Origin of the sequence: Paraburkholderia sp. SARCC-3016 (assembly GCF_031119615.1) — a bacterium.
Classification (GTDB): Bacteria; Pseudomonadota; Gammaproteobacteria; order Burkholderiales; family Burkholderiaceae; genus Paraburkholderia.
Genome location: NZ_JAVHZD010000003.1, coordinates 170951 through 189688 on the forward strand (window position 1 = coordinate 170951; position 18738 = coordinate 189688).

The 18738-nt window shown below is 63.5% G+C and carries 18 protein-coding genes and 1 pseudogene; 7 read left to right on the forward strand and 12 right to left on the reverse strand.

The window, feature by feature from the left end:
- The 4 genes and pseudogenes from QYH69_RS04815 to tkt form a co-directional block, all read right to left on the reverse strand.
- The coding region (locus QYH69_RS04815) for a hypothetical protein (RefSeq protein WP_308830755.1) at positions 1 to 236 on the reverse strand (236 nt) is incomplete at its 3' end.
- Complete coding sequence (locus QYH69_RS04820; protein WP_308830756.1) at positions 218 to 706, reverse strand: ureidoglycolate lyase; 489 nt, start codon at positions 704 to 706, stop codon at positions 218 to 220. The genes QYH69_RS04820 and QYH69_RS04815, both read right to left, overlap by 19 nt.
- Before the next feature lie 73 nt (positions 707 to 779).
- Positions 780 to 1790, reverse strand: a complete 1011-nt coding sequence (gene gap / locus QYH69_RS04825) for a type I glyceraldehyde-3-phosphate dehydrogenase (RefSeq protein WP_308830757.1) — start codon at positions 1788 to 1790, stop codon at positions 780 to 782.
- A 59-nt stretch (positions 1791 to 1849) separates the two neighbouring features.
- A pseudogene (tkt, locus tag QYH69_RS04830) lies at positions 1850 to 3894 on the reverse strand (transketolase).
- Positions 3895 to 4219: 325 nt separating this feature from the next.
- Between tkt and speE the strand changes: the two are divergent.
- From speE to QYH69_RS04845, 3 genes are all read left to right on the forward strand, one after another.
- Positions 4220 to 5128: a polyamine aminopropyltransferase gene (gene speE, locus QYH69_RS04835; RefSeq protein WP_308830758.1), complete on the forward strand. Its 909-nt coding sequence runs from the start codon at positions 4220 to 4222 to the stop codon at positions 5126 to 5128.
- A gap of 115 nt (positions 5129 to 5243) precedes the next feature.
- Positions 5244 to 5657 carry a glyoxalase/bleomycin resistance/extradiol dioxygenase family protein gene (locus QYH69_RS04840; protein WP_075158164.1) on the forward strand — a complete coding sequence of 138 codons (414 nt, stop codon included), beginning with the start codon at positions 5244 to 5246 and terminating at the stop codon, positions 5655 to 5657.
- Positions 5658 to 5676: 19 nt separating this feature from the next.
- On the forward strand, positions 5677 to 6417 hold the full coding sequence (locus QYH69_RS04845; protein WP_308830759.1) for a 16S rRNA (uracil(1498)-N(3))-methyltransferase: 741 nt from the start codon (positions 5677 to 5679) through the stop codon (positions 6415 to 6417).
- A gap of 267 nt (positions 6418 to 6684) precedes the next feature.
- Here QYH69_RS04845 and QYH69_RS04850 read toward each other — a convergent pair whose 3' ends face one another.
- The 3 genes from QYH69_RS04850 to QYH69_RS04860 all read right to left on the reverse strand — a co-directional run bounded on the left by QYH69_RS04850 (position 6685) and on the right by QYH69_RS04860 (position 10414).
- On the reverse strand, positions 6685 to 7251 hold the full coding sequence (locus QYH69_RS04850; protein WP_308830760.1) for a barstar family protein: 567 nt from the start codon (positions 7249 to 7251) through the stop codon (positions 6685 to 6687).
- A 16-nt stretch (positions 7252 to 7267) separates the two neighbouring features.
- Positions 7268 to 7681, reverse strand: a complete 414-nt coding sequence (locus QYH69_RS04855; RefSeq protein ID WP_308830761.1) for a ribonuclease — start codon at positions 7679 to 7681, stop codon at positions 7268 to 7270.
- Between the two features lie 438 nt (positions 7682 to 8119).
- Positions 8120 to 10414: an NADP-dependent malic enzyme gene (locus tag QYH69_RS04860; RefSeq protein ID WP_308830762.1), complete on the reverse strand. Its 2295-nt coding sequence runs from the start codon at positions 10412 to 10414 to the stop codon at positions 8120 to 8122.
- A 215-nt stretch (positions 10415 to 10629) separates the two neighbouring features.
- On the opposite strand from QYH69_RS04860, the gene thiL reads away from it, so the two are divergent.
- The 4 genes from thiL (at position 10630) to QYH69_RS04880 (ending at position 13636) form a co-directional block, all read left to right on the forward strand.
- The gene (thiL, locus tag QYH69_RS04865; RefSeq protein ID WP_308830763.1) at positions 10630 to 11664 is read left to right on the forward strand and encodes a thiamine-phosphate kinase; all 1035 of its coding nucleotides are present in this window, start codon (positions 10630 to 10632) and stop codon (positions 11662 to 11664) included.
- Positions 11665 to 11755: 91 nt separating this feature from the next.
- Entirely contained in the window at positions 11756 to 12382 is a 627-nt protein-coding gene (locus QYH69_RS04870) for a phosphatidylglycerophosphatase A (RefSeq protein ID WP_308830838.1), read from the forward strand.
- 64 nt (positions 12383 to 12446) lie between these two features.
- Entirely contained in the window at positions 12447 to 12947 is a 501-nt protein-coding gene (locus QYH69_RS04875; RefSeq protein ID WP_308830764.1) for a CinA family protein, read from the forward strand.
- A gap of 158 nt (positions 12948 to 13105) precedes the next feature.
- A complete protein-coding gene (locus QYH69_RS04880; RefSeq protein WP_308830765.1) occupies positions 13106 to 13636 on the forward strand; it encodes a cupin domain-containing protein in 531 nt (176 codons plus the stop codon).
- Between the two features lie 59 nt (positions 13637 to 13695).
- Here the strand turns inward: QYH69_RS04880 and pyrF are convergent, their stop codons facing one another.
- The 5 genes from pyrF to araH form a co-directional block, all read right to left on the reverse strand.
- Positions 13696 to 14514 carry an orotidine-5'-phosphate decarboxylase gene (gene pyrF / locus QYH69_RS04885; protein ID WP_308830766.1) on the reverse strand — a complete coding sequence of 273 codons (819 nt, stop codon included), beginning with the start codon at positions 14512 to 14514 and terminating at the stop codon, positions 13696 to 13698.
- 144 nt (positions 14515 to 14658) lie between these two features.
- Positions 14659 to 15750: an aldose 1-epimerase gene (locus QYH69_RS04890; RefSeq protein ID WP_308830767.1), complete on the reverse strand. Its 1092-nt coding sequence runs from the start codon at positions 15748 to 15750 to the stop codon at positions 14659 to 14661.
- A gap of 126 nt (positions 15751 to 15876) precedes the next feature.
- On the reverse strand, positions 15877 to 16803 hold the full coding sequence (locus QYH69_RS04895) for an SMP-30/gluconolactonase/LRE family protein (protein WP_308830839.1): 927 nt from the start codon (positions 16801 to 16803) through the stop codon (positions 15877 to 15879).
- A 14-nt stretch (positions 16804 to 16817) separates the two neighbouring features.
- Entirely contained in the window at positions 16818 to 17618 is an 801-nt protein-coding gene (locus QYH69_RS04900; protein WP_308830768.1) for an SDR family oxidoreductase, read from the reverse strand.
- Positions 17619 to 17713: 95 nt separating this feature from the next.
- The gene (araH, locus tag QYH69_RS04905; RefSeq protein WP_308830769.1) at positions 17714 to 18733 is read right to left on the reverse strand and encodes an L-arabinose ABC transporter permease AraH; all 1020 of its coding nucleotides are present in this window, start codon (positions 18731 to 18733) and stop codon (positions 17714 to 17716) included.
- Positions 18734 to 18738 lie beyond the last annotated feature (5 nt).

Here is an 18738-nt window from a genome sequence, read left to right on the forward strand (position 1 = left end):
ACGCGGTAGTTGACGCGGTAGTTGACGCGGTAGTTGACGCGGTAGTTGACGCGGTAGTTGACGCGGTAGTTGACGCGGTAGTTGACGCGGCAGTCGTCGCCGCTGACTCGCGCGGAAAAGCGAGTCGGCGCGCCGCCGAAGACATCACAACAAAAAGACCCGTTCCGATGTAGATCGAACGGGTCTTTTTTCGTCAGGACGATCGCGGTTTGCTTCGCTACAGCACGAGGCGCCACGGCTCGGGCAATATCTGTTCATCGCAATTCGGCGCATCGCCGCCGCGGTCGATCACAATAAAGTCGCTGACGCGATCGAGCGCGAGCAGCGGATGATGCCAGACACCTTTCGCATAATTGACGCCTTGCCAACCGTGCGTCATGAACGCCCGCAAACGCAGCGGGTCCAGGTCGCCCGCCGGCGCCACCACGATCGCATAACGTACGTCGCCAACCGGCAGGAATGCCTGGCTGCCCAGCGGATGCCGCTCCATCATCGATATCTCGATCGGCAATGCGTGCGGCTGTCCGCGAAACACGTTGATCAACGGCCGGCCATTCTCCGCGCCGACATCGACGCGCGCGAGGTCGTGATAACGCTCGGTCGTGCCGCCATTGATCGGATAATGCCGCGCGCCGTCGAGTTCGATCACGTCGCCGAACGGCGCAAAGGCTTCGCGCGTCAAACGCTCGATTCGCAGTGTGTTCATGATCCGCTCCATAGATGCGAAAAAGGCTGCTCCGCAGAGCAGCCTTTCGAAGCAAACAGCGCCGTCGCGCGACTTACTTCGCGTTCGCGAACGCCACCGCCGTATCGAGCATGCGGTTCGAGAAGCCCCACTCGTTGTCGTACCAGCTCGACACCTTCACGAGACGGCCCGACACCTTCGTCAGCGTCGCATCGAACGTCGACGACGCCGGGTTGTGGTTGAAGTCGATCGATACGAGCGGCGCCGTGTTGTAGCCGAGAATGCCCTTCAGCGAACCTTCCGACGCTTCCTTCATGATCGCGTTCACTTCATCGACCGTCGTATCGCGCTTCGCGATAAACGACAGATCGACGATCGACACGTTGATAGTCGGTACGCGAATCGCGTAACCGTCGAGCTTGCCCGCCAGTTCCGGCAGCACGAGACCGATCGCCGATGCGGCGCCCGTCTTGGTCGGGATCTGGCTGTGCGTGGCCGAGCGCGCACGGCGCAGATCTTCGTGATAGACGTCGGTCAGCACCTGATCGTTCGTGTATGCGTGAATCGTCGTCATCAGGCCGCTTTCGAGGCCGATCTTGTCGCTCAGCGGCTTGACGAGCGGCGCGAGGCAGTTCGTCGTGCACGATGCGTTCGAGATGACCGTGTGCGCGGCCTTCAGCGCGTTGTGATTGACGCCGTAGACGATTGTCGCGTCGACGTCCTTGCCGCCCGGCGCCGAGATGATCACCTTCTTCGCGCCGCCCTTCAGGTGCGCGCTCGCCTTTTCCTTCGTCGTGAAAAAGCCCGTGCACTCCATCACGACGTCGACGCCGAGTTCGCCCCACGGCAGTTCGGCCGGGTTGCGGTTCGCGAGCACGCGGATCCTGTCGCCGTTCACGACGAGGTTCTCGCCATCCACCTTCACTTCGCCCGGGAAGCGGCCATGCGCGGTGTCGTACTGGGTCAGATGCGCGTTGGTGTTGGCATCGCCGAGGTCGTTGATCGCCACGATCTGCAGGTCGTGCTTCTTGCCGTTCTCGTAGAACGCACGCAGCGTGTTCCGGCCAATCCGGCCATAGCCGTTGATTGCGACGCGAATCGTCATTGCTCTCTCCTGGTGACTAAAAAAATCTGCACGTTACGGCTGCGGCGCCGATGCGCGCATCAGCCGAGCGCGGCTTTCGCCGTCTCCACGACTTTTTCGACGGTAAAACCGAAATGCTTGAAAAGCGCACCGGCGGGCGCCGACTCGCCGAACGTGTCGATACCGACCACGCCGCCTTCGAGGCCCACATACTTGCGCCAGAATTCCGTCACGCCCGCTTCGATCGCGACGCGCCGCACGCCGGCCGGCAACACGCGTTCGCGATACGCAGCGTCCTGCCGGTCGAATACGTTCGTCGACGGCATCGACACGACACGCGCCGCGATGCCTTCGCGCGCGAGCGGCTCGACCGCCTTCATCGCGAGTTCCACTTCCGAGCCCGTCGCGATCAGGATGATCTTGCGTGCGGGCACGTCGTCGCTCCAGTCGCGCAATACGTAGCCGCCCTTCGCGATGTTCGCGATCTGCGCATCGGTGCGCTCCGAGAACTGCAGGTTCTGCCGGCTGAAAATCAGGCACGACGGACCCTTGTGCTCGATCGATTGCGTCCACGACACCGCTGTTTCGACAGTATCGGCAGGACGCCACACCGTCATATGCGGAATCAGACGCAGGCTCGCAACGTGTTCGATCGACTGGTGCGTCGGACCGTCTTCGCCGAGACCGATCGAATCGTGCGTGAACACGAAAATGCTCGGCGCCTTCATCAGCGCGGCCACCCGCAGCGCGTTGCGGCTGTAGTCCGAGAACGTCAGGAACGTACCGCCGAATGCCTTGTAACCGCCATGCACGGTGATGCCGTTCAGCGCGGCGCTCATGCCGAACTCGCGCACGCCGTAGTTCACATGATTGCCCCACTGAATGCCGCTCGCCCCTTCCTTGCGCGCGCGCACCGGTTTCGACGCCTTCCAGTTCGTGAGGTTCGAGCCGGTCAGGTCGGCCGAGCCGCCGAGCAGTTCCGGCAGCGCCGCCGCGAGACCTTCGATGGTTTGCTGCGAAGCCTTGCGCGTCGCAACGGTTTCCTTACGCTCGTCCGCACCGGCGATGATCGCCTGCGCTTTTTGCGCCCAGTCGTCGGGCAGCTTGCCGGCCATGCGGCGCGCGAACTCGGCGGCTTCCTTCGGGTACTTCGCCTGATAGTCGGCGAAACGCTTGTTCCATTCGCCTTCGACGCTCGCGCCCGATTCCTTCGCATCCCACGCCGCATAGACTTCCTGCGGAATCACGAACGGCTCCGCGGTCCAGCCGATGTTCGCGCGCGTAGCCGCGATTTCGTCGGCGCCGAGCGGCGCGCCGTGCGCGTCGTGCGAGCCCGCTTTATGCGGCGCGCCTTCGCCGATCACGGTCTTGCAGCAGATCAGCGTCGGCTTGTCCGACTGCTTTGCTTTCCTGATTGCCGCGTCGACCGCTTCGACGTCGTCGCCCTTGACGTTCGGAATCACATTCCAGCCGTAGGCTTCGAAACGCTTCGGCGTGTCGTCGTGGAACCAGTTGACCACTTCGCCATCGATCGAAATGCCGTTGTCGTCGTAGAAGCAGATCAGCTTGTTCAGCTTCAGCGTGCCCGCGAACGAGCAGGCTTCGTGCGAAATGCCCTCCATCAGACAGCCGTCGCCGAGAAACACATACGTGTGGTGATCGACGATCTTCGCATCCGGCTTGTTGAACTCTTCGGCCAGCAATGCCTCCGCAAGCGCCATCCCCACCGAATTCGCCAGACCCTGGCCGAGCGGGCCCGTGGTCGTTTCGACGCCGGCGGTCATGCCGTACTCGGGGTGGCCCGGCGTCTTCGAATGCAGTTGACGGAAATTCTTGAGCTCCTAAGTCGGATCGTAGCCATGTCGTTCTGTGAGCCAAGGAGTTGGTAGAATGTTTTGTCTTCCTAAGACCGCTTGGCCTCCGACTTCACGAAGCGGTCGCGGTCCGCCCAGTGCGGGTTCGTCGGGTTATGACGCAGATGGCGCGACCACAGCGCGACGGCGATTTCGGCCATGCCCATCGGCATGCCGGGGTGGCCTGAATTCGCCTTCTGAACGGCATCCATCGCCAGCGCGCGAATCGCGTTGGCCATCTGGGAGGTCGGGGCGGGAGAGGAGGTCGTCATGTCTAGATCCGGAGAACGAGTCCAAAAAGCGAGGCGCGGGCGGAGGGTCCGGAAAGCCTGGCGGCCAGCGGACCTCGGTCAACGCTCCAGAGACAGCATGAGGCAACTTCATTGCCCACTTCGGGCAATCCGGGAAGCGCCTGCAGGAGACGGGACGAGGCGCCAGTGACGCGGTACGGCCAGGCAATCGGATGCGGCTGAAAGCAGAATATTCTAACAGAGGATCGGCTTTGTCCCTCTTGTCGGCGGGGCGTGGCGCGGCTCTTCGGCCCTTATAATCGGCGGATCGCCAACTTGACGCGCCTAGCCTGCGCACCGCTGCTCCGTGAGCGTTTCGCTATTGTTCGAGCCCGCGCCCGATGCGGTCTACGGTTTTCCGAATGCGCGTCAAATCGCGCGTGTCGATTCGCCGCACCAGCGCATCGAGGTGTGGGACACGCCGCAACTCGGCCGCCTCTTCACGCTCGACGGGCAGCCGATGACGTCTGCCGGCGACGAATTCATCTATCACGAATGCATGACGCACCCGGCTGCGCTCGCGCATCCGGCGCCGCGCGCGGCGCTCGTGCTCGGCGGCGGCGATGGCGGCGCGGCAAGGCAACTGCTCGCGCACCCGAGCATCGAGCGGATCGTCGTCGCGGAACTCGATGACGAAGTCGTGCGGCTCACGCGCGAACATCTGCCCGACGTGCACGGCGGCGCATTCGACGATCCGCGCGTCGAACTCGTGATCGGCGATGCCGCGAAATACGTCGCGCAGTGCCTCGCGCGGCGTGCCGCTGGCGCGTCGGACGCGCTGCCGTTCGATCTCGTCGTCTTCGATCTGACGCCGCCGGATTCGCCCGCCGCGGGCCTCTATACGCCGGCCTTTTTCGCAGACCTGAAACGCATCCTCGCGCCGCAAGCGGCGCTCTCGCTGCATCTGGGCTCGCCGTACTTTCACGCCGCGCGCGTCAACGCGCTATTGACGGACCTCCAGCATGCATTCGCGATCGTTCGCCCGCTTGCCGCGTATGTGCCGCTCTATGGTTCGTTGTGGATGATGGCCATTGCAAGCGATACGCTCGACCCCGCTTCGCTCAACGCACAGAAGCTCGCCGCACGCCTCGCGCAACGCGGGTTGCGCGGGTTGCGCGGGTTACGCTTCTACGATGCGGCACTGCATGCGTCGCTGTTCGCCGCCCCACTGGCGGTGCGCGATAAACTAGGCCGATTCTTAAAGCCGTCGCCATGACAGTCATGCACAATGCCCGGCTTCATCCGTCGCCGCGATCCGCCTGCGGCCCGGCAGCGAAGTTTCCGGCAACAAACGACGGCGACGGGACGCCCACAAGGTTCAGGAGAGCTCGATGACTTCCCCACGCCCAGCCGGAGTGCCGTGGCTCACCCCGTATCTGACGGTCCGCGATGCACGCATGGCAATCGCCTTCTACGAAGCCGCACTCGGCTTTCGCGTGCGCGACAGCGTGCACGATGACGGCGCACTGATGCATGTCGAGATGACCTATCAGGATCAGCTGATCGTGATGTTCGCGCCCGAAGGCGCGTTCGGCTCGAAGGCGAGGACGCCGAAAAGCGCGAACGCCATCGCACCGCAGTCTTTCTACCTGTACGTCGACGACGTCGATGCGGTATTCGCCCGCGCGATGGCCGCCGGCGCCAAATCGCTGAGCGAGCCGCAAGATCAGTTCTGGGGTGACCGCTTCGCGCAGATTGAGGATCCGGACGGTTACCGCTGGGCGCTTGCGCGCCATCTGTCGTAAATCAATGAGAACTTCGCTTATGCCCCGCTTTTTCGTCGGGATCGCGCTGACGTCCGGCGACGTCATCGCATTGCCTGATGATGTCAATCGCCACGTTCAGGTGTTGCGCCTGCAGCCCGGCGACACGATCACGCTGTTCAACGGAACGGGCGGCGAATATGGCGCGGAGGTCGTCGAGATGGAACGGCGCGGCTCGACGGTACGCATCGGCGACTTTCGCGATGCCGAAGCAGAGCCGCCGTATCACCTGACGCTTGCGCAGGGCATCGCGGGCAGCGACAAGATGGACTGGCTGATCGAGAAGGCAGTCGAACTGGGCGCATCGGCATTCGCGCCGCTCACGACCACGCGCAGTGTCGTGCGCCTCTCCGGCGAACGCGCGCAGCGGCGCCAGGTGCACTGGCAACGCATCGTGCAGGCGTCGTGCGAACAATGCGGGCGCAACCGCCTGCCGGAAGTGCTGCCGACGCGCGAGCTCGCGACGTGGCTCGGCTCGATGCCGAAAGAACCGGAAGACGGCGAACTGCGGCTTCTGCTGTCGCCGCGCGCGAGCGTGCCGTTTTCCGCGTTGACGCACGAGCCGCCGAAGCGGCGCGCATTGGTGCTGATCGGCCCCGAGGGCGGGTTTTCGGCCGCGGAAGAAGCAGCGGCAACGAGCCACGGATTTACGGCAGTGGGACTGGGACCGCGTGTATTGCGGACCGAGACTGCCGGGATCGCGGTACTGTCGGCGCTGGCTGCGCGATGGGGCGGGTGGTGAACGCCACTGCCGTTGGTAAACTCCAGCCACGCAAAGCGAAAAAAGGCTCGCCGATCGACGATCAGCGAGCCTTTTTCCTGTCTTGCGAAGCGACCGCGGGATAACCGCGGTGTGCTTCAACGCACATTGCCCGGTTTATCGGTGTTGGCAGTGAGGTTCGTTGCAGCCCTCCTCATCGAAGCCGGGCGAAAAACCGAATCGCACGGCGCTACCTGCCCGTTACCTGCCCCCTCACCTGCCCCCTCACCTGCCCCTTACCTGCCCGTTTTACGCGAACGAGTAGAACACCCTGAACGCGACCTTGCGCTCGGCCCAGAACTCCGCGGCCTCGCGGAACACGTCGAGCAGCGTTTCACGCGCCTCTTTATCGAACTTGGTCGCGACGGGTAGCGCCTCGAGCACGATCACGAAGCCCGGTTGCGCCCCCGACTTCGCGACCAGGTCGGTCAGGCAGTCGTACAACGCGTCGTAATTCTTGCCGAAATGTTTCGGAAACAGGAATGACGTCGCGATGGTCTCCATCACCTCCTGCTTGCTTTGCGCATTGCCGCAGCAGGCAAACAGAAAATGCTGGCCGAGTTTCTGCGCTTCGTCGGCCAGATCCTGGACGCGAAAGGCGCGAATCGACTGTACGATATTCGGTCGTACGGTCGCAAAAAGACTCATGGAATCCTCGTTCGATGAATGCGCCGTACCGGCTTCGGTTCCAACCGTGCCGCCCTGACCGTCTCCGGCCTCGCGCATCTGCATGACGCGCTGGAACAGATTGCCGCTTCCGGCTGCAAAAAGATCCCTCGCGACTTTGCGGTCGTGCGCGTAGATGTTGTCGCTCATGCCGTATGTCCCGATGTCATTCAATGATGCGATTAAAACTGGCGTAGTGATCGTCGCTGTAATAACAGTTGTCGGTTCGCCTCAACGGGCCACCGCAGACGATGCGGCGCGCTCCGCGGTTATGCGCGCGCGGCGTGGGAACGGTGTATTCGTGGTAATAGCCCCGCTGGCGCGGCGGCAGCAAGCGCTCGCGATTGCCGAATACGACGCCATCCTTCTCATACGGGTAAGGCCCGCCCGCTGCAATCAAGTTCAACGTTTTGACTGCTTCCGGCGGCAACTGCGCTACCGCGACGGTGTCAGTGCTGCCCGGTACGGTGACATCGCGGCCGAAAGCCACGGGCACGGCGCCAGGCGCAAAACCGCTGCACAGACCGCCGACCGACAGGACGGCGACCAGCACGCCGTTGCGAAGCCACCTGCGTGCCATGAATCAGGGTTCCCGCTGTTAGATCACGAGTTTGACGACCATGAAAGACGTAAGGGTATCGCTAATGGACCCCGGAAGCAACGCTCGTTCGGAAAATGAAAGGTTTTAAACGTAGCGGCCGCGAGCACGCGTGAATCTCGCATCGCATGCGCGCCGCCGCCTCGACCCGCCTTGACAACTCTTTACACCGGGATTTATCTCAAACAAGATAAAATTCAACCAAGGCGAGATGCGGGGCAGTACCTCATGCCTCCTTGCCCCAGGCGGTCCGCAAAACGGAATGCCAGCATCCGGCCTTTTTTGGGTGAATCGATCCCCTGCTCACCCTAGGCGTGCCCATTGCGGGCACGCCCTTTTTTGCGGGTGGACTGCGGATCGAGATGAGGCGAGGCCAACGGTGTGGCCTCCGGTGACGAGCGCATAACGCTCAGCTGATATTTAACGCGTGGCGTTCACATCCGCCACCAGCAGCGCCGTCATGTTGACGATTCGCCGCACCGTTGCCGATGCCGTCAGCACATGCACGGGCTTCGCGGCGCCGAGCAGGATCGGACCGATCGCAATGTTGTTGCCCGCGGCCGTCTTCAGCAGGTTGTACGAAATATTCGCCGCGTCGATGTTCGGCAGCACGAGCAGGTTCGCGTCGCCTTCGAGCGTCGATTCGGGCAGGATCTCGCGGCGCAGGTTCGCGTCGAGCGCGACGTCGCCGTGCATTTCGCCGTCCACTTGCAGGTCGGGCGCATGCTCTTTCAGCATGGCGAGCACTTCACGCATCTTCTGTGCGGACGGCGCGTTGCTCGTGCCGAAGTTCGAATGCGAGACCAGCGCAACCTTCGGCTCGATGCCGAAGCGCCGCACTTCCTCGGCCGCCATGACGGTGATCTCGCACAGTTGCGCAGGCGTCGGATCGACGTTCACGTGCGTGTCGACGAGGAAGATCTGCCGGTTCGGCAGCACGAGCGCGTTCATCGCCGCATAGACGCTCGCGTTTTCCTTCTTGCCGATCACCTGATCGATAAAGTGCAGATGACGATGCGTCGTGCTGATCGTGCCGCAAATCATGCCGTCCGCTTCGCCTTTCTTCACAAGCATCGAGCCGATCAGCGTCGTGCGGCGGCGCATTTCGAGCTTCGCCATCTGCTCGCTGATGCCCTTGCGCGCCATCATCTTCGCGTAGGTCTGCCAGAAATCGCGATAGCGCTCGTCGTGGTCCGTGTTGACGATCGTGTAATCCTGGCCCGCCACGAGACGCAGGCCATAGCGCGCAATGCGCTGTTCGATCACGGCCGGCCGGCCGATCAGGATCGGCTTCGCGAGCTTTTCGTCTACGATGATCTGCACCGCGCGCAGCACGCGCTCTTCTTCGCCCTCGGCGAATACGATGCGCTTCTTCTCGGGCCCGACGCTGCGCGCGAGCTGGAAGATCGGCTTCATCGTCGTGCCGCTGTGATAGACGAACTGCTGCAGATGCTGTTCGTACGCGTCCATATCTTCGATCGGACGCGTCGCGACACCCGACTCCATTGCCGCTTTCGCGACAGCCGGCGCGACCTTCACGATCAGGCGCGGATCGAACGGCTTCGGAATCAGATACTCGGGACCGAACGACAGGTCCTGAATGCCGTACGCGGTTGCGACGATATCGCTCTGCTCCTGGCGCGCGAGTTCGGCGATCGCGTTGACTGCGGCGATTTCCATTTCACGCGTGATGGTCGTTGCGCCCACATCGAGTGCGCCGCGGAAAATGAACGGGAAGCACAGAACGTTGTTGACCTGGTTCGGATAGTCGGTGCGGCCCGTGGCGATCACCGCATCGGGGCGCACTTCGCGCGCGACTTCCGGCAGGATTTCCGGCGTCGGATTCGCGAGCGCCAGAATGAGCGGCTTGTCCGCCATCTGTTTGACCATTTCCGGCTTCAGCACGCCCGCCGCCGACAGGCCGAGGAACACATCCGCGCCGGCGATCACTTCGCCAAGCGCGCGCGCCTTCGTTTCGCGTGCGAAGCGTTCCTTGTCCGGATCCATCAACTCGGCGCGGCCCTTGTAGACGACGCCCGCGAGGTCGGTCACGGTGATGTTTTCGAGCGGCAGGCCAAGGTCGACGAGCAGATCGAGACACGCGAGCGCGGCCGCGCCGGCGCCCGACGCGACAAGGCTCACTTCGTGAATATTCTTGCCGACCACTTTGAGGCCGTTAAGAATAGCCGCCGCAACGACGATCGCCGTGCCGTGCTGGTCGTCGTGGAAGACCGGAATCTTCATGCGCTTGCGCGCTTCGCGCTCGACGATAAAGCAGTCCGGCGCCTTGATGTCTTCGAGGTTGATGCCGCCGAAGGTCGGCTCGAGTGCGGCGATCACGTCGACGAGCTTGTGCGGGTCCATCTCGTTGAGCTCGATGTCGAACACGTCGATGCCGGCAAACTTCTTGAAGAGCGCGGCCTTGCCTTCCATGACCGGCTTCGATGCGAGCGGCCCGATATTGCCGAGACCGAGCACCGCCGTGCCGTTCGTGACCACGCCGACCAGGTTGCTGCGCGCGGTGAAGCGCGCCGCGTTGAGCGGATTCTCAACGATCTCTTCGCACGCGAACGCGACGCCCGGCGAATACGCAAGCGCGAGGTCGCGCTGGTTGATCATCTGCTTGGTGGGCGAGACCGCGATCTTTCCCGGCGTCGGAAATTCGTGATAATCGAGCGCGGCTTCACGGAGTTTGCTGTTGGCGGAATTCGACATAAGCGAGCCTGAATTGGCAGATTAGAATAGAAGTTCGACGGCATTGTAGCGCCAATCCCACAATACGAGCCTTTCAATCCGGGAACAACAGCTACGACCCAAACACTGCTAAAACGCGCATCCGCACCGATCGCATCGCAACATTCAAAGTATGTTGTGATCCTGAATGCAATGCGTGGCTCAAGTCGCTAACCGTACTCCGGACCCATTACCTCATGCTTTCCGAGTTCTCGCTGATCGACCGCTTTTTCGCGCGCCGGGCCGCGCGTGCACGTTCGCCGTCAAGCGCTGCGGACAGCGCGAACAGCGCACTGCGCAAAGGCACTATCGCACTCGGAATCGGCGACGATTGCGCGCTGATCGCGCCGCCCGCAGGCGAAATGATGGCGATATCGACGGACATGCTCGTCGAAGGCCGGCACTTTTTCGCCGACGTCGAGCCGCGCGCGCTCGGTCACAAGGCGCTCGCCGTGAATCTGTCGGACCTTGCCGCGATGGGCGCAAAACCGCTTGCGTTCACGCTCGCGTTCTCGCTGCCGCGCGCAGACGAAACATGGCTCGCGGCTTTCAGCGACGGCCTCTTCGACCTCGCCGAACGCTGCGACTGCGAACTGGTCGGCGGCGATACGACGCGCGGACCGCTCAATCTGTGCATCACCGTTTTCGGCTCGGTGCCGACTCATGTTGCACTGCGTCGAGATGCGGCCCGCGAAGGCGACGACATCTGGGTGTCGGGCACGCTCGGCGACGCGCGCGCCGGGCTCGGCATCGCACGCGGCGAATGGCAAGCGAACGCAAACGACGCGGCACATTTTCGTCGTGCGCTCGAGCGCCCCGAACCGCGTGTCGAACTCGGCCTCGCGTTACGCGGCCTCGCGCATGCGGCGCTCGATATTTCGGACGGACTGGCCGGCGATCTTATGCATATCCTCGAACGCTCGCGAATGAATGCGACGGTCGATGCGGACGCGCTGCCGCGCTCGGCGCAATTGAGCCGGCTGCCGGCCGATGTGCAACGCCGCTGCACCGTCGCGGGCGGCGACGATTACGAGTTGTGCTTTACGGCTCCGGTCGCCGCGCGCGCTTCAATTGAAAAAGTCAGTGACAACGTGGGCATTCGCGCAACCCGCATCGGTACAATAACCGCTCCCGAACCGGCCGCCGCCGCGCCCACGATAGCGTGGCACGATGCAGCGGGCGCGCCGCTTACATTGACGTTGCAAAGCTTCGATCATTTCCATGCAGACTGAACCTTCGTTCGGTTCCGCGAGCGATTCCGCTTCCGGTAGCCGGGCCACCGGTGAGCCGGCGGCTTCGAGCGCCACGGAATCCGGCGCTACGATGCCCGGCGCATCGGCGTCCAATGCATCGGCATCCGGCGCTCCTGACGCGAACCGCCCGGCATCCGACCACGCGACGGCCGCCGGCACAAACGCGCCGCGCGACGCCAACGGCGTCGACAATCGCGGGCCGCGCAGGCCGGGCCCACGCCGCGCGACGGCCCGCTTCATGTTGTCGCATCCGCTGCATCTGATCTCGCTCGGCTTCGGCAGCGGGCTATCGCCGATCGTACCCGGCACGATCGGTACGCTCTTCGCATGGGCATCGTTCGCCGTGTTCGCCGAACGTCTCACGGTCATCGAGTGGGGCATTCTCATCGTGGCGGGATTCTTCGGCGGAATCGCGGCCTGTGCCTATACCGCGAACCGTCTCGGCATCGACGATCCGTCGCCGATCGTCTGGGACGAAATCGTCGCATTCTGGCTCGTGCTGCTGATGGTCGCGCCGACATCGCTGACGGGCCAGCTCTGGGCATTCGTGCTGTTCCGTTTCTTCGATATGGTGAAACCGCCGCCGATCCGTTACTTCGACCGCAGACTGAAAGGCGGTTTCGGCATCATGTTCGATGATCTCGTCGCCGCGTTCTTCACGTTGCTCGTGATTGCGTTGTGGCGAATGGCGGTCTGAGCCGGCGCGCCTTCATCAGACCCACAGAGTCGGAAAACCAGCGAAATACTGAGCGGGATACAGCATGCCAACCGATACCGTCGTTCACCAACTCGCGATCCGCGTCGGCAACCGCCTGCGCGATGAGCGTCTGATGCTCGCGACCGCCGAATCGTGCACGGGCGGCATGGTCGCAACCGCGATCACCGATATTTCGGGCAGCAGCGGCTGGTTCGAACGCGGCTTCGTCACGTATTCGAACCAGGCGAAAAGCGAAATGATCGGTGTACCCGCCGACATGATCGAGAAGCATGGCGCGGTCAGCGAGCCCGTCGCGCGGGCAATGGCGGAAGGCGCCCTGCGCAACAGCCGCGCGCAGGTGTCGCTGGCGATCACCGGCATTGCAGGGCCGGGCGGCGGAACAGAGACGAAGCCGGTCGGCATGGTGTCGTTCGGCTGGAGCAACCGGCTGCATACGGTGGTGGAAACGCTCGTGTTCAAGGGCGATCGCGAGCGAATTCGCGTGCAGGCGGCCGAGCACGCGCTGCGCGGCATGCTCAAGTTGCTGGATGAAAGGGAGCGCTGAGGCGTTCTGTTGGTGAAGGTTCATCCTTCACGTCCGTTGCCCGCTGTTTGTGTGGCTGACCGTGCGCCCCTGACCGTGCGCGCCTGACCGCCCGCGGCGAAGCACACACGAGCCCGACCGGAACCACCGTCGAATCGCCGACGAACCATCGCCAGACCATGCCCACGAACGCCCATTCGAAAAACGAACTGATCCGCCGCTTCGATTTGCGGCCGCATCCGGAAGGCGGCTATTACCGCGAAACGTATCGCGCCGCGCAGACCATCCACCGTGCGGAAAACGCGAATGAACCGCGCTCTGCGTCGACAGCGATCTACTACATGCTGTGCGACGGTGCGTATTCACGCTGGCATCGGTTGAAGTCAGACGAAGTCTGGCACTTCTATGCGGGCGATCCGCTTCTCGTGCATGTGCTCGACCGGCAAGGGAAGCTCGCGACCCATCGCCTTGGCAACGCGCTCGCGCATCGGGACACGGTGTTTCAGGCACTCGTGCCGGGCGGCGACTGGTTCGCGGCCGAGTGCGAAGACCCCGCCAGCTTTGCCGTGGTCGGCTGCACGGTCGCGCCGGGCTTTGAATTCAGCGAGTTCGAAGTAGGTGACGTCGCGCAACTGCAGGTGCAGTTTCCGGCGCATCGGGATCTGATTGCGCGGCTTGGGCCGGTGAAAGGCGGGGTGCAAGACACGTAAGACCGCCGCGGCGCGAGTGCCGCAACTATCGACAAGCGAGCCCCGCCTGGCCCGCGCGATCAGCGATACGCGTTGATCGAATCGCGTGTCTTCTGCGCGGCCGCAGCCGCCGCTTCCGCGTAATCGTCACCTTTGCCCGCGTAAATAATCGCGCGCGACGAATTGATCAGCATGCCCGTGCCGGCCGCGGTGCGCCCGGCGCGCACCGTCGCTTCGACGTCGCCGCCCTGCGCGCCGATACCGGGAATCAGCAGCGGCATATCGCCGACGAGACCGCGCACCACTTCGATTTCCTTCGGAAACGTCGCGCCGACCACGAGGCCCAACTGGCCGTTCGTGTTCCATTTCTGTGCCGCGAGCTGCGCGACCGTCTGATAAAGCGGCCGCCCGCCCGCATCGAGAAACTGTAGATCGGAGCCACCCGGATTCGACGTCCGGCACAGTACGATCACGCCCTTGTCCCTGTGTTCGAGATACGGTTCGAGCGAATCGAAGCCCATATACGGGTTCACCGTCACCGCATCCGCGCGATACCGGTCGAACGCTTCACGCGCGTATTGCTCGGCCGTGCTGCCGATGTCGCCGCGCTTCGCGTCGAGAATCACCGGAAGCTCCGGGTGTTTCAGATGAATGTGCGCGATCAGTTGCTCGAGTTGATCTTCGGCGCGATGCGCGGCGAAATACGCGATCTGCGGCTTGAACGCGCACGCATACGGCGCCGTCGCATCGACGATCCTGCGGCAAAAATCGAAGATCGCATCGGACCGGTTCGCGAGCGCGCCGGGAAACTTCGCCGGCTCCGGATCGAGCCCGACGCACAGCAGCGAATTCGAGTTTTGCCAGGCAAGATTGAGCGTCTGAATGAAGGATGAGGTCATGTTGGAACCCGGGTGAAACCCGTGCGGGGCGTCGAATGCAGGAAAGGCGCGTATTTTACTCGCGCGCAATCGACATGCGTCCAATGCGCGACTCGCGGCGAGTATCGCGAGGGCGGTCATGTGCCCCGCCGCTCGCGCTTGAACTCACTGCCTGCGCGCACCTCGGCCGCCCGCAAACGCCCGAAGACCCACATGCTCGACCGCAAACCGGAACGTCCGCGACAGCCGCTCGCCGCGCGCAAGCAGGGTCATGCCGTGTTCGGCTGCACCGCCCGGCAGGTTCATCGCATTGATCGGGTGATCGACGGGCTCGAAGCAGAAAAAGTCTTCACCGGGCGGCGTGTAAAGCACGTAGTAATCGGTGCTCGACGACACCGTCAGCGACAATCGCCGCTTCGGCCACACGACCGTCGCGTGTCCGCTCCAGTCGGTGAATGCGTGGTTGACCATCGTGCGCGGCAACGGATACGCGACGCCGAACTGCCACGCAGGCGGCACCGGCACCTGGCGCACCGGCAACCAGTCGTCGCCGGAAAGCCACAGGCCCGCGGCGGCCGCCGACAGTTGCGTATCGTCGTCGCGTACCAGAAACGGATGCACGCCGAGACCGAACGGCAGCGTGTCGCGACCGACGTTCTCGATATCGAGCGTGATCACGAGCGTCGGGCCATCGAGCGTGTAGGTCTGCGCGGCCCGATAGGCGTACGGCTTGCCGTCGCTGCGATCGAGTGTGAGACGCACGCTTTCCTGCCCCGTGTCGGCCACGTGCCACGACGCGAGCCACCCGTCGCCGTGAATCGGCAGCGATTCGCCGCTGCGATTGCACGGCACGTCGACGGTCCGGCCGCCCACGCTGAAGCGCCCGCCGCCAATCCGGTTCGAATACGGCAGCATTGAATAACAGGCAAGCTCGTTCGCATCGGTCTGCGGACTCACGTGACGGCAGCGCCGGAACACCGGCACCAGATTGCCTTCGCTGCGCCAGTCGAAGCGCGTGACGCCGCCGCCGAGATGCGGCGCGACGTCGACACGCAAGTACGCATTGGCGAGCGTCACGTTATCGATTTCGCCGGCATCCGACGCGCCGATCGCAACGGCCGACGTACTCGGCCCGGCCAGCACCGGATGCGTCGCCGCCTGGAGCCGCGCGCGGCGCGTCTGAGTGGGCGAAGCGGAAGGAGTAGAAGAAGCGGAAGAAGCGGAAGAAGACGGGACAGCGGTATTCGCGACAGTCATGTCAAAGCTCCCTTCGAGAGGCATCGAATGTCGCCGTCATGGACGGCGGCTATGCGGGCGGCGCGGCGAACCGGCCGCCTCTTTGGTTTGTGCCAGCTGAACTTTAAATCACGCGGCGGCGCGCCTCTAGCGTGGGATACCCTCGAATACGGGCTCCGGCAATCCGCGCCGCGCCGGCGTTGCGATAAACACGCCACCTGCAAGCGAATTTCTGCGCAGCGCATCGGCATCGAGACCGACGCGCGCGCTCGTCACATAAAGCGTCGCAAGCCGCGCGCCGCCGAGCGCCACACAACTAGGCTGCGCGGTCGGCACTGTCACGCGCTCCGTTTCGACGCCGTTCGCATCGTAGCGTACGACGCGAGCGCCGCCCCAATGCGCATTCCACAAGCCGCCTTCGGCGTCGACGGTCGAACCGTCGGGCTCGCCCGTGGCATCGGCGAGCCGCACGAACAGGCGCTCGTTCGACACGCGTCCGTCCGCGCCATAATCGCACGCACGGATCTCGCGGGTCGGCGAGTCGCAAAAATACATCGTCGCGCCGTCGGGACTGAATGCGATGCTGTTCGAAATCGCCGGCGCCGGCAACGGCAGCCGCTCGAGCGTCAGATCGCGATTGAGCCGGTAAAAGCCGCCGATCGGCCGCGCCGGGGCGCCTTCATCCTTGGTGCCGAACACGAAGCGCCCCTGGCGGTCGCACCGGCCATCGTTGACACGCGTGTTCAGACCCGCTTCGATCTCGACGATCGTCGCGATCCCGCCCGTCGCCAGATCGAAGAAGGCAAGGCGCGACGCGAGACCCAGCAGCAGATAGTGCGGATCGGCGCACAGCGCGAACGTGGCGACGCGCTCGGGCATGGTCCACGACGTGCTGCTCGCATCGCGCGGATCGTAACGCCACAAGCGCGCGCCTTCGATGTCGACCCAGTAGAAGCGACCGGTTCTCGCGCACCACGTGGCGCCCTCACCGAGCGCGCATTTCGCGTCGATCGCGAGCGCCGCGTGCTGTTCCCGTGGCGTTTCCCGTTTGCGCTCCGATGCTTTCGCCTGCATGACTGCATCTCCGCTCATGCCCATCCTCCGTCGACAATCATGTCCTGCGCGGTGATCATCCGGCTATCGTCGGCGGCGAGAAACAGCGCCATGCGCGCGATATCGTCCGGCATCAGTTCCGCGTCGATGCACTGCCCTTCCTTGATCGCACGGCGGCCCGCGTCGTCGACCCACAGGCGTTTCTGTTTTTCTGTCATCACCCATCCCGGCACCAGCGAATTGACGCGAATATGGAACGGCCCGAGATCGCGCGCGAGGCCGCGCGTGAGCCCTTGCACCGCCGATTTCGCCATCAGATAGACAGGCAGGTTGCCGTTTTTCAGCATCCAGCTGATCGAGCCGAGATTGATGATCGAGCCGCCGCCGGCCGCTTTCATATCGTCGGCTACAGCCTGTGCGGCGAAAAACTGATGCCGCACGTTCACGGCAATACCCGCGTCGAACGATTCGGCCGTCACGTCGGCGATCTTGTGGCGCCTGTCGTTCGCCGCATTGTTGACGAGCACCAGGATCGGCCCGAGCGCCGCGCGTACATCGGCAATCGCCTTTTGCAGCGCGTCGATATCGGTCACGTCGCAGCGCGCGAACAGCGGCTTGTGCCGCGAATCGCCAAGTCCGTCGGCGAGCGCGTCGCCGGCCGTTTCGTCGATATCGAAGAACGCGACGCGCGCGCCCTGCGCGGCGAATTGCTCGACAAAAGCCGCGCCGATGCCGGTCGCGCCGCCCGTGATCAGCACCGTACGGTCCGTGAGGCTCGGATAGCGCGCATAGACATCGGCGGCATGCCGTGCGCTTGCGTTGGCAGGAGACGACATCGTTCGATTCCCCTAAAGGTCGATCACACGTTGCGCTTCAGTGCTCGTCGATTGCACTTCAATTGCGTGTCAGAATCGCGTATCAAAGTTGCGTATCAATCGCGCGAACCGCGGTTCTTCAACTGGTCGAGCAGCACGGCGGCGAGCAGGATCGCACCGCGCACGAGGTACTGATAGAACGCATCGATATTGAGCAGGTTCATCACGTTCTCGACAGTGCCCATGATCAGCACGCCGATCACCACACCCGAGATCGTCGCGCGACCGCCGAGCAGCGACACGCCGCCGAGCACGCATGCGGAGATCACGTTCAGCTCGAAGCCTTCGGCCGCATTCGGCTGGCCCGACGTGATGCGCGACGCAAGAATCACACCGGCCAATGCCGTCACCGCGCCCTGAATCAGGAAGATATACACACGCGTGCGTTCGACGTTGATACCGGCGAGCCGCGACGCTTCCGGATTGCCGCCGATCGCGAGCGTGTTGCGGCCGTAGACGGTCTGATTGAGCATCACGCCGAACACGATGAAGCAGAACAGCGTGACCCAGATCGGCAGCGAGACGCCGAAGAACGTCAGGCCGCCGAGCGCGATAAACGTATCGGACGACACGCCGACCGCCTGCCCGTGCGACACGATAAAGCCGAGGCCGCGCACGATTTCCATCGTCGCGAGCGTCGTGATCAGCGCGTTGATGCGCAAGTACGCGATCACGGCGCCGTTCACGAAGCCGATCACGGCGCCGGCCGCGACCGCGGCGACGATCGCAATGAACGTATTGTTCGTCGCATTGAGCACCATTGCGCACAGCACGCCGGCAAACGCGACGGTCGAACCCACGGACAGATCGAAATCGCGCGACGCGAGACAGAACATCATCGTGCACGCGACCATGCCGATCTGCGAGATCGACAGCGCGAGGCCGAGCATATTCTCGATCGAAAAGAAGTGATCGACCGTCAGCGACATCGTGATGAACATGATGGCAAAGATCACGATGAGGCTGTACTCGGTAATCTGCTGCCACCATTTCTGGCGGTCGTTCGCCTGCGGAATCAGCGCTTCGGCGGCGCTTTTCGCCGCCTGTTGCGCGAGGTTTTCTTGAGCTTGTTGCATGTCGT

What these genes read in the sequence shown, in the direction of transcription:
- gap (WP_308830757.1), bottom strand. Translation starts at nt 1,790, where the DNA reads ATGACGATTCGCGTCGCAATCAACGGCTATGGCCGGATTGGCCGGAAC.
- QYH69_RS04840 (WP_075158164.1), top strand. Translation starts at nt 5,244, where the DNA reads ATGACTTCCCCACGCCCAGCCGGAGTGCCGTGGCTCACCCCGTATCTG.
- araH (WP_308830769.1), bottom strand. Translation starts at nt 18,733, where the DNA reads ATGCAACAAGCTCAAGAAAACCTCGCGCAACAGGCGGCGAAAAGCGCC.
- QYH69_RS04820 (WP_308830756.1), bottom strand. Translation starts at nt 706, where the DNA reads ATGAACACACTGCGAATCGAGCGTTTGACGCGCGAAGCCTTTGCGCCG.
- QYH69_RS04850 (WP_308830760.1), bottom strand. Translation starts at nt 7,251, where the DNA reads ATGAGCGACAACATCTACGCGCACGACCGCAAAGTCGCGAGGGATCTT.
- QYH69_RS04880 (WP_308830765.1), top strand. Translation starts at nt 13,106, where the DNA reads ATGCCCACGAACGCCCATTCGAAAAACGAACTGATCCGCCGCTTCGAT.
- QYH69_RS04860 (WP_308830762.1), bottom strand. Translation starts at nt 10,414, where the DNA reads ATGTCGAATTCCGCCAACAGCAAACTCCGTGAAGCCGCGCTCGATTAT.
- QYH69_RS04895 (WP_308830839.1), bottom strand. Translation starts at nt 16,803, where the DNA reads ATGCAGGCGAAAGCATCGGAGCGCAAACGGGAAACGCCACGGGAACAG.
- pyrF (WP_308830766.1), bottom strand. Translation starts at nt 14,514, where the DNA reads ATGACCTCATCCTTCATTCAGACGCTCAATCTTGCCTGGCAAAACTCG.
- thiL (WP_308830763.1), top strand. Translation starts at nt 10,630, where the DNA reads ATGCTTTCCGAGTTCTCGCTGATCGACCGCTTTTTCGCGCGCCGGGCC.
- QYH69_RS04875 (WP_308830764.1), top strand. Translation starts at nt 12,447, where the DNA reads ATGCCAACCGATACCGTCGTTCACCAACTCGCGATCCGCGTCGGCAAC.
- QYH69_RS04855 (WP_308830761.1), bottom strand. Translation starts at nt 7,681, where the DNA reads ATGGCACGCAGGTGGCTTCGCAACGGCGTGCTGGTCGCCGTCCTGTCG.
- QYH69_RS04845 (WP_308830759.1), top strand. Translation starts at nt 5,677, where the DNA reads ATGCCCCGCTTTTTCGTCGGGATCGCGCTGACGTCCGGCGACGTCATC.
- QYH69_RS04870 (WP_308830838.1), top strand. Translation starts at nt 11,756, where the DNA reads ATGCCCGGCGCATCGGCGTCCAATGCATCGGCATCCGGCGCTCCTGAC.
- QYH69_RS04900 (WP_308830768.1), bottom strand. Translation starts at nt 17,618, where the DNA reads ATGTCGTCTCCTGCCAACGCAAGCGCACGGCATGCCGCCGATGTCTAT.
- QYH69_RS04890 (WP_308830767.1), bottom strand. Translation starts at nt 15,750, where the DNA reads ATGACTGTCGCGAATACCGCTGTCCCGTCTTCTTCCGCTTCTTCCGCT.